This window comes from Aquidulcibacter sp. (assembly GCF_049239865.1).
Taxonomy (GTDB): Bacteria; Pseudomonadota; Alphaproteobacteria; order Caulobacterales; family Aquidulcibacteraceae; genus Aquidulcibacter.
The window spans coordinates 1-1545 of record NZ_JBMLTR010000097.1 but is presented as its reverse complement, the minus strand read 5'-3'; the positions used below and the strand labels follow the sequence as shown (position 1 = coordinate 1545).

The following is a 1545-nucleotide window of genomic DNA, read 5'->3' as shown; positions in this document are numbered from 1 at the left end:
AAGAATAGGTTAGGAGTGACCATGATTTCGCGCAGAAGCCTTGTAATTGGAAGTGCGGCCCTGATGACCCTGACCCCGCCAGACTTAGAAGCGGCACCTGGAAAGTCGCCGCAGGCGATGTGGGATGAGCTTTTAGGCCGCTACGTGCGCCCTGATTCTAATGGCCTGAACCGGGTCGATTATGCGGCTTGGAAGGCCAATGCGGCAGACATGCGCGCACTGGATGCCGTGGTCGCCGGGCTTGCAGGCCTGAAAATTTCTGCCCTGCCTAAGGCCAACCAATTTGCCACATGGGCCAATCTGTATAACGCCATCACCATTCAAGTGGTGCTGGCGCGCTTCCCCGTCAAATCCATCCGAGACATTAAGCCAAGCCTTCTGGCGACGGGCCCGTGGAAAGAACCGCGCGTGCGGGTGGAGGGCAAGCAACTCTCGCTCGACGATATTGAACATGGGATTTTGCGCAAGCAATGGCGTGACCCGCGCGTCCATTATTCTGTCAATTGCGCCTCCATCGGCTGCCCCAATCTGGGCCGACGTGGTTGGCGGGCAGAGACCTTGGATGCCGATCTCGATGCGGCCGCCCGCGCCTTCATCAATTCGCCGCGCGGGGTTCGTGTCGTCGGACCGCAAAAACTGCGCGTCTCCTCCATTTATCAATGGTTCAAAGTTGATTTTGGGAATAATGAGGCCGGCATTCTAACCCATTTGCGCCGCTATGCGGCACCCACCCTATTGGCCCAAATGACTAATGCCCGGATTTTGGGCGATGATTATGATTGGTCCATCAATGCGACGTCAGGTTCTTAAACATGCAAGCCATCAAACGTTTCGGCCCGCTGGTGGTCATCGCCTTGGGTCTGATGCTCGCCATTTCGATGGGCTGGCACAAATATCTGTCGTTTGACGTTCTGACCAAGCAGAGCGAAGTGTTGCGCGACTTGGTGACAACCAAGCCTTTGTTGGTCATCGCGTGCTATATGGGGATTTATATCCTCGCCACGACAATTGCTCTGCCCGGCGCAATTTGGATCACGATTGCGGGCGGCTTTCTGTTTGGACCGATGTTTGGCCCTTTGTTTGGACCGATTTTCGCGACCGCCATTGCCTCGACCTCCGCAACCATTGGCGGCACGATTTTATTCATGGCGACCCAGTCTGCCTTAGGCGGAGGCCTGCGCGCGCGGGCTGGTGGTTTTATCGACCGACTGGAAAAAGGCTTTCAGGAAAATGCTTTCGGCTATCTATTGACCTTGCGGCTTCTGCCCATCGCGCCTTTCTTTGGCATCAATCTGGCCGCTGGCTTCTTGGGCGTGCCATTGCGAACCTTTGTGCTAGCAACTGCGATTGGCATTCTGCCCGGTTGTTATGTTTACGCCTCGCTGGGCAATGGGATTGAGCATTTGATCTCCCAAGGACAAACGCCAAACTTGAAGATCATTTATAGCCCCGAAGTGATGGGACCTCTGGTGGGATTGGCAGTCTTAGCGCTGCTGCCTAGCGCGTGGAAATTTGTCCAATCGAGACGGAAACAAGCATGAGCCA

2 protein-coding genes are annotated in these 1545 nt (G+C 55.3%); both read left to right on the top strand.

The window, feature by feature from the left end; translation table 11 throughout:
- A partial coding sequence (locus tag ACOVRA_RS07205; RefSeq protein WP_421719692.1) for a DUF547 domain-containing protein occupies positions 1-810 on the top strand: 810 nt, incomplete at its 5' end.
- 2 nt (positions 811-812) lie between these two features.
- The gene (locus ACOVRA_RS07200; RefSeq protein WP_421719691.1) at positions 813-1541 is read left to right on the top strand and encodes a TVP38/TMEM64 family protein; all 729 of its coding nucleotides are present in this window, start codon (positions 813-815) and stop codon (positions 1539-1541) included.
- Positions 1542-1545: the final 4 nt, after the last annotated feature.